This is a genomic window from Nocardia takedensis NBRC 100417, from assembly GCF_000308695.1.
Lineage (GTDB): Bacteria > Actinomycetota > Actinomycetes > Mycobacteriales > Mycobacteriaceae > Nocardia > Nocardia takedensis.
On record NZ_BAGG01000220.1, the window covers coordinates 1 to 8,259 of the forward strand.

The window sequence follows — 8,259 nt, forward strand, 5'->3', positions numbered from 1 at the left end:
GGAGGGTGCTGCGTGTAGTGCCTGTGGCGAGGTCCCAGACGCGAACCGTACGGTCGCTGCTGCCGGTGACGGCGACGGGTCGGCCGTCGATGTTGGTGCACGCCACCGCGGACACCGAGGCGGTGTGGCCGAGGAGGGTGCTGCGTGAGGTGTTGGTGATCAGGTCCCAGACCCGGACCGTGCCGTCCGCGCCGGCGGTGACGGCGACGGGTCGGCCGTCGATGCTGGTGCACGCCACGTCGTACACCGAGTCGGTGTGGCCGGTCAGGGTGGTGCGGTGGTCGTAGTGGACGCGGCTGGTTGTCCATTGGACCTGCCATCGCTGACCGTCGTTGAGGTGGTGTTGGTGGCCGGGAGCGGCGATGCGCGCGGCGTCCAGCGCTAGGAGACGTCGGCGTCGATCCGGGGGCAGGTGGCGGTGCCGGTCCCCGGAACAGTCGTAGATCGCGCGGGAGAGCAGGCCCGCATCGGTGGTGAGGGTGGTGGTGCGGAAAGCGAAGAGGACTGAGGCGGGGTCGGCGTGGACGAGGTAGTCGAGGTCGGTGACCAGATCGTCGACGAGTCCGGCGTCGACGGCATGGACGGCCAGGTAGCGCAGGGTGTAGGGCTGGGCTTGGGCCCAATCACGGCGCCCGTCCCTGGGTGGAACCAGGCGGCACAGGGTCCGGACGAAGCTGGTGTGCGCGGCGCGGGTGTCGATTTCGTCCCGGAGGTGTTCGGCGAGGGCCTGGTGGTAGAGGCGGTAGGCGGAGCGGCCGTTCTCGGTGGACTCCACGACGTAGGAGCCCGCGGTGCGGCGCAGCCACATCAGGTCGGCGTCGGTGTAGGTGGTCCCGGCCAGCGCCGAAGCCAACGGGGCCCAGAGATTCTCCCACGGCAGGCCTTGGCCCAGGGCGAACGCCAACGGCCGCAGCAGATCTCGTGCCTTCTTGGAGTCGGAACCCAGGCGGGTGTCGAGGTCACGGCGCATCGCTTCCCCGGGCAGGGTGGGTAGGCTGCGCCGCCACTCGGGATCGCGGGGGTTGGGGACGGTCGGGGCCGCAGCGAGGGTCGCGGCGACGATGCGGGCGACGAGGAATGACGGGTAGGCCGCGTCGGTGACCGCGTCGGCGACGGCACGAACTGTGGCACCGTAGTGGTGGAGGTAGACGCTGTCGGGGGCACTGTCGATCAGTCCGCGCATGACGTAGGTGCTCATCGCCTCGGAGTCGGCGTAGCGGTCCGCGTCGAGATCGATCTCCCGGTGGCGGTCGGTGCCGAGTTCGGTGAGCAGGTGGGGGCGGGTTCCGATGAGCAGACGGACGCGTCCGTCGGCGTGATCGAGTAGTGGACGCAGGAGGTTCCGGGTGAGCTGGTGGGGGTCGGCGGCTTCGTCGAGGCCGTCGATGAGCACCGTCAACTCTCGGGGTCGGCCGGTGAGTTTGTCGAGTAATTCCCCGACCGTGGCCGCGGTGAGCTTCGCGGCGGCGGCGATGCCGTCGCGGACCTGGTCGAGGGTGAGGGTCTGGGCGTAGATCACCACGTCCACCGCGCCGATGGCGGGGATGGCTGCGGGTGGGAAGCCGAGGAGGCCGGTGGGGACGGTGCGGTGGTATTGCGGGTGCGCCATGGCGGCGATGACGCCGAGGACCGCTGTCTTGCCTGAGCCGGGGTCGGCGGTCACGGCCAGCAGGGCGTCTGCGGGGTCGGGGTGGTGCAGCCAGGTGGTGATGTCGGTCAGGGCGGTGTGGCGGCCGCGGAACCACCACTGGGTGCCGTCGCTGTCGCCCATGGCCCGCACCAACATTCGGTCCTCGAACTCGATCCGGCGACGCTGGGTGTGTTCCTCCCACTGCGCGGCCTGCTGCACCGCCAGATCCACCTCGTGGAGGCTCCGGTCGTGGCGTGGGTTGGGCAGGAACGGCGGAGCCTCGCCGATCAGGAGCACCTCGCTGGACCCGGCGACCTGCCACGGGGTGTCGGCCGCCAGCGTGTTCATCTTCGTGACCAGTGCCTGGACCGCGATCGTTTCGGGCCCGTACCCCGCGGTCGACAGCGAATGTGCCGCTTCGGCGAACAGGCGGGCGAACTGGCCCGCGTCGGCGGTCTTGTGCGGTTGGGTGGAGCTGATGACCGCGATTCCGTTGCCGGGTGTTTCGTCCCAGTGCTGGGTGTAGTCGTCCACAGCGGCCGTAGTGAAGTCGGCGCCGCCTTTGCCGGAGTAGCAGGTGTCGAGCATCAACAGCACGCGCCGCACCGGGGTCTCGTAGAGGATGGTGCGGGCGAGTTGTTCGGTCGTGGTCGCCATCCGGACCCGGTCGGGATGGGTGTCGGCGGTCAACAGGACATGGTCTTCGATGCGATGCAGTCGTTCGCCGTGGCCGGTGAAATAGATCGCGACGACGTCGTCGGGACGGCGGTCGGGGGAGTTGCAGAACGCGTCGAGCTCCGACAGCAGTTGCGCCGCTGTCGGGTTCATTCCCGGGGTGGGGACCAGGGTGTAGCCGAAGGTGCCGGTGAACAGGTCGATGATCGCCGCCCGCGCCGCCGCCACGTCGGGGCGGTCCCAGTGTGGGCCGTGGACGTGTTCGGCGACCGCGGCCGCGATCAGGAACCGCCGCGGCCCCGCGCCGGTGGTGGGGGAGTGGTCAGTGGGCATGCAGGCCGTCGTCGATCGCGCGTCCGGTGATCTCGTCGGTCAGATACGCCGCCGAACCGTGCGCGTCGGAGCTGTTGTCCACGAACCAGTCCCACACCCGGTGGGTGAACCCGCCGCCGAACAACGGATCGAGTTGCTTGACCATGGCCACGAGGTCATATTTGTCGGCGATGTTGGTCCACACCAACCCGTCTCGGCCCGGCCACGCACCCCGCCCGTCGACCGGGGCCGGTTGAAGGCGGTCGAAGATCAAGTTCTCGAGCCCCAACGGCGAACCCACCGTGACCAGCGCCCGCACCGGATGCCCGGGCAGCGAGCACAACGCCTCGTAGGCGACCACCGACCCTAGCGAGTGCGCCACCACGACACGGGTATCGTCGGTGATCAGCGCCCGCACCCGGTCCCGGATCTTGTGGCGGAGTTCGGGTTCGAGCATGTAGCGGCTGACCTGTTTCAGATCCCCGATCACCGACCGGATTGCGACACCGGCGAAGAAGCGTTGCCTGGCCACCGCGTGCAGGACCGACTGCACCGGAACCCACGTTCGGGACAGGCTCTGCTCGGTCGGCAGGCGTATCGAGGGGTCGAGGTCGGCGGCGGCCTTCCACCACGCCACCAACAACTCCTGCTCGAACCCCTCACCGACGTCCGCGGGCCCGTACCACTGCTCACCCGGCGACAACTCGCGCCCTGCCAACCGCCCCGGCGGCCGGTAGAGGTCGCCGTAGAACCCCGCGGCGACATCGCCTGCGGTCAACGGGGTGGCGTGGGCGCGGGTCAGGCCGTCGTTGAGCGCCGGTAGCCACGCGGTGAGCATCGACTGTTCGCCGGAGACCTGGGAACCGATCCCGTGTACCAACACCACCCGCGCCACGACCGCAACCCCCTGCTCGAAATCCGGGCTCCGTCACCCGTCGATGACCTATCGCGAGTGACATTCGCGACGTGACGCCAATCCAACCACGACAGACATCGATTCGAGGGTGTTCACGACCTCGAGGACCGACGCGCCGTCCTCGACGACGGCGCCAAAGAAGTCGGCCGGCACGCAGACGAGCGCCTCCGCCACCCGTCGCGGTCTACGGTCTGTTTCGGGGCGTGCGTTTCGGCGGTCGCAGCGGATGCCTTGCGGGTCCTCGGACCTGTGCGACGATCACCCATCGGGGCAGGCATGGCTGGATCGGAGCTCGGGCAATGCCTTCGCCGATTCGCGAGGTCGCACGGGGCCACCGTTTCCGAGAGTGGGCGTGAAAAGGCCCCCGGTCTCGGAGGCGACCGGGGGCGAGGGATGGGTCAGCGGCGGCGCGCAAGCCGGCGAGCGTGGTGCAGAGCCCGTAGAACCCAGGTCCGCAGAGCGGTGAAGGCGCGGTGCCCTCGCCGCGTCCGTTGGCGTACCGTCTCGGCGTTGGTGACGCGGGCGCGGCGGGCCAGTGCCGCCAGGCGGCCGGGCAGTCGACGCGCCCAGCGTCCGGTCGCGGTGATCGCCGGCGTGGACCTTCGGGTTACCCGACAGCTTCCAGACCAGATCGAGTAATTCGATGAGCAGCGAGACGCCGGTCGGATCGAAGGCGAACAGCACCCCCGCGATGTCGACCACGATGCCGCCCAACTCGATGGCGTTGTCGACGGCTTCGCGGTGGTCGTCCATCACCTCGCAGGCACGACGGAAACGACGGCCACCGATGGACAGGTCGGCACCCCTCTCACCGGCCACACCGCCCACATGTCGTCGGTGGCGTTCAGCCCGGACGGGCGTCTGCTGGCCACTGGCAGCAGTGATAAGTCGGTGCGGTTGTGGGATACGGCCACTGGACGTATAACCGGGGGCTCGGGCTTCCGGTCCCCGTGCAGATGCCCGTTTGAGTCTGGGCCGCAACACCTCTCGCCGTGCACTGGACAACGAGCCGAAGACACTGTTACGCAGACTGGTTCGATACACGCCGATCATCGAATCCCCCCGCCCCCTGACCGGACGCCGTTCTCTGACCTTCCCGATCGGGAGCGCGATCGAGCCGGCGCGGCCGCGCGCCACGCCGAGAACACCGCCCACGACAGACTGCTGTGACGGTTGCCGGATCAACTGGTCAGGAGTCGAGGTCGCCGAACAGGTCGAATTGTTCGCTGTCGGTGCCCCATCCTGCGCATCGAATCCAGTTGCATCCGCGACGAGATGCCTTCCACTCCACGACCTGAACCGCGCCAAGGTCCATCACCTCGCCGTCCGTGCCGCCGCGCCGCTGTGTCGCAGCAGAAGAGAATTGGAGGAGGGAACGGAACGGTTTTCAGCAGGGCGCGGGAACAGCGGACGAGCCGACCTGATGCCCCCGACTCACCGAACAGCAGCTCGACCAAGCACCATCGACGGGTTCGTAACGACCGATGGCCGTGCCGTGCCGGAAGGCGCGTGGCCGTGCATCGAGGACCACGACCGACCGGGAACAGTCGATGTGCGCCATCGAGCTCGGCTGTGATCGCGCCCCACGGTGTGGGGTGCTCGTCAGGAAAGTAGCGGCGGTAAGCGCCTGGGCGCGTTAAGATCTGCGCAGCCGAAGATCGGCCGCATGCTGCGGCGCATCGAGATTCACGGAGAAACTGTCATGCCTGTACCCGTGGGCAGTGTCGAGGCGACGGCGCTCGCCGCTCTCTATCAAGCCGAGCGTGCCGATCAACAGGTCCACATGAATGTTTCGCTGACGTTGATCGCCGGATCGGTCGCATATCTGGGCCTGGTGGTCAGCAAGTTCGACGATCTGAGAACATCGCACGCGTGGCCATTGGTGATCGCGGTGCCCTTGTGGATGGTCGCGGCGTTCCACGTGCTGCTCATGGCGAACATCCTCAGCCGGAACACCTCGATCAAGATCCTCGAAGAAAGACTGCACTCGGCCACCAAACTGGCGGATATGGGCTACGCCGCCGACCAGATCGGCGCTGAGCGGGGCCGCAAGGTGATGGATCTGCCCATCCAGCCATGGCCGTTGAAGTTCCAGACCCTGATCACCTATGCGGGGATCGTCGCGACTCTAGGCGTTTTCACGGGATACTGTCTGTGGAGCGCTCACGACGTCCACGGCTGGTACAGCTGGGTCATTGTCGGGATCGTGGCCTACTCCCTGGCCGGAGTCGGTCTCGGTGCCGCATGGATCAAAGTTCTCGCGACCTTGACCTAGCCTGCGCTGAGGCGAACCCGGCTACCCACCCCGCCGACGCCACGGCGACAGCCTCGGCGCCGTCCGGAATTCGTTCGGCCCTTCGACGGTATGCCAAATCGGTGCTGTGGCCGGAGGTCGGGTGCACGGGTACCCCGTAGCCCCGATCGGTGCGTGCTCGGTGTGGAATTCGCTGCCATCGAACGTCTTTCGACACGCCGACCATCTCCTGTTGTCGAACCGAACCCCAGGGGTGCCGATCCGATGAACACGCCGACTCGGGCGCCCACCACCGAGCCGGATGTATTGCTCGGTGCCGAGTGCGCGGCCGCCGACGACCGCTACCACGCCGCGGCGGTGACCGCAGGCATGTTGGATCACGCGAGTGTGCGCCCTCACGTCGAGACCGAGATCCACGTCGATGACGTGCGCCGCGATGAGTCGAAGCGTGGTGGTGAGGGGTGTGCTCCGGTGGGAACCGTGCCGTGCTGGTGGGGCCTTTCGTTCGGGCTGTTCCGGGGTGGTGCGCGGTGGCGGGGATGCGGCCGGTGGATGTGGGCGGTGATTCTTACAAAATGTCACTTGGAGCTGGGGATCAACGTTCGAGAAGTTATTTCATATTCTCATGAATGTCGGTGACCGTGCTTCGGGTGCCGGTGGTCGACGGTTTTTCGATCCCGGATTGTCGGGAAGCGTTTCCGGGGTGTGTGCTGGGTGTTGACCGGTGTCGGTGGCAGGCATACATTGGGACACCGCTTGTATGATCGTCCACCCCGGTTCGGCTGTGGTTCGGGCTGCGGATGGAGTTGGTGGGCCCTTTCGGCGGCGGCGAGAACGGTGCGGTCGGCGGGGAGGGCGGACGGCAGTCCGGTCGTGGTGACCGTGGTGTCGGTGTGGCGGGGGAGTCAGGTCGTCGGTGATCGGCGATCCACCGCGGTGCCGCGTGTGCCGCTCGACGAGGACGAAGAATGAGGATCGGCTCCCCGACGTCGCCGCGTGGGTGCGCGTCATGAATGTTTCGCTCGATTCCGCTGCCGTGACCACTCGCCGTGACGGTGTCAGAGGCTCGATGCCTGTCGGGCTGTTGAGTCCGCAGATGTTGTTGGCCGCGGTGGCAGGGCGGCTGCGCGAGGGTCCGCCGTTGGCGGTGTGGGCGCGTGAGCTCTCCGACTTGCACGCCGCCCTGTTGACCCACCGCCTCGCCCCCGAGCGTGGCCCGGTCGGTGTCGATCACGCCCGGGTGTGCGCGCGGGTCCGTGACACGATCCGCGCCGTCGACGAGTACGCCGCGGCCCGGTTGTCCGGCGAGCGCGGGGCGCGGCGGTGCACGCATTCGCTGGGGGAGGTGATCAGCTATGTCGCGCGCACCTATGTCGAGGTGTGGTGGGCGGTGCGACACCGGACCGACCGCGAACATCAGGCATGGGCACATCTGGCCGAGGTACGGGAAGGATACGCCGATCTCGTGACCGACCTGCGTGCCGGGCGCGTGCAACTGCCGACGGGGTGGTGCGGTGTCGACACCGGCCCGGCGACCGCGTCCACCGAGAGCGACCCGCGGGTATGAGCGGGTTGCCCAGGGTGGATGTGTGCGGGGTGTCGGTACGGGCGGGGATCGACACAGTCGGTGAGGCGTTGTCCGGCGTCGGGCGTCGGTGGGTGTATCCGTCGGCGCTGAGCGGGGTCGATGAACGGGGCGTGGCGGCGGCGGTGAACTGGACGCGGATCTATTCCCAGTGGGTGGGTGGTACACCGCTGCTGCGTCTGCGGGGTGACTTCACCGATTGCGCGGCGCTGGTCGGGGCGCTGGTCGCAGGCGACGGCGCCCTGACCGCTCGCGGCGCCGATCCGCTGCCGGACTGGCGGGGCGGATTGCTGGTCGCGGTGGCCCCGGATCGGGACGCATTGCTGGCCTGCGCCGACGATCCCCGTACCCGGGCGCTGTGCGTGGTGAGCCGTGATCCCGCGCAGCTCGGCGTGTGGGTCGCGGCCGCGGCGCCGCAACTGCTCGCCACCGCCTGCGCCGTACCTCCGCCCTCACCGTTGTCCGGGGTCGCCGTCCAAGCATTGCGCACGGTGGATCGATTACTGGCCCACCCTGTCACACTCGCATCCTCGGCGCAGCGCCGTGACGCATCGGCGATCCTGCGTATTCTGCACGATGCCGGGGAGGGGTTCACCGCCGACGCGGTGTGTCTGTGGGCGCTGCGGCACCGATGGACCGCGGCGGGCGCGACGCGATTGGCCGGTCTGGCGGCCCGATCGGAGTATCGCAGCGATCCGGAAGCCCTCGCCGACAATCCCTTCCGAGATGCCATCGTCGACCTCTGGCGTGAACGGGCCGCTCGCGCCGGCATCGAACACCCGGCGGCGATCACCACGAATATCGCGACAACGATGCTCTACTGACCGATCCGGACGATCACCTCGATCCCCCAGGCCGCTACGCGTCCTTGTGGTGCGCGGACTCGA

General features: G+C 68.2%; 7 protein-coding genes. 4 read left to right on the forward strand and 3 right to left on the reverse strand.

Annotated elements, in window-relative coordinates:
• The 3 genes from ON30_RS28310 to ON30_RS40435 form a co-directional block, all read right to left on the reverse strand.
• On the reverse strand, window positions 1-2,638 hold a 2,638-nt coding region (locus ON30_RS28310), incomplete at its 3' end, for a caspase family protein (protein ID WP_174387597.1).
• Complete coding sequence (locus tag ON30_RS28315) at window positions 2,628-3,512, reverse strand: lipase family protein (RefSeq protein WP_085999423.1); 885 nt, start codon at window positions 3,510-3,512, stop codon at window positions 2,628-2,630. The genes ON30_RS28310 and ON30_RS28315, both read right to left, overlap by 11 nt.
• A 279-nt stretch (window positions 3,513-3,791) precedes the next feature.
• Window positions 3,792-4,352 carry a hypothetical protein gene (locus ON30_RS40435; RefSeq protein WP_174387594.1) on the reverse strand — a complete coding sequence of 187 codons (561 nt, stop codon included), beginning with the start codon at window positions 4,350-4,352 and terminating at the stop codon, window positions 3,792-3,794.
• 9 nt (window positions 4,353-4,361) lie between these two features.
• Here ON30_RS40435 and ON30_RS37935 point away from each other — a divergent pair, with 9 nt between their 5' ends.
• The 4 genes from ON30_RS37935 to ON30_RS28330 all read left to right on the forward strand — a co-directional run bounded on the left by ON30_RS37935 (window position 4,362) and on the right by ON30_RS28330 (window position 8,196).
• Window positions 4,362-4,703 carry a WD40 repeat domain-containing protein gene (locus ON30_RS37935; protein ID WP_083911737.1) on the forward strand — a complete coding sequence of 114 codons (342 nt, stop codon included), beginning with the start codon at window positions 4,362-4,364 and terminating at the stop codon, window positions 4,701-4,703.
• A gap of 496 nt (window positions 4,704-5,199) precedes the next feature.
• Window positions 5,200-5,808, forward strand: a complete 609-nt coding sequence (locus ON30_RS28320) for a hypothetical protein (RefSeq protein WP_083911736.1) — start codon at window positions 5,200-5,202, stop codon at window positions 5,806-5,808.
• A gap of 1,048 nt (window positions 5,809-6,856) precedes the next feature.
• Complete coding sequence (locus ON30_RS28325) at window positions 6,857-7,354, forward strand: hypothetical protein (RefSeq protein WP_157183881.1); 498 nt, start codon at window positions 6,857-6,859, stop codon at window positions 7,352-7,354.
• Between the two features lie 29 nt (window positions 7,355-7,383).
• Window positions 7,384-8,196 carry a DUF1889 family protein gene (locus tag ON30_RS28330; protein WP_157183882.1) on the forward strand — a complete coding sequence of 271 codons (813 nt, stop codon included), beginning with the start codon at window positions 7,384-7,386 and terminating at the stop codon, window positions 8,194-8,196.
• Window positions 8,197-8,259 lie beyond the last annotated feature (63 nt).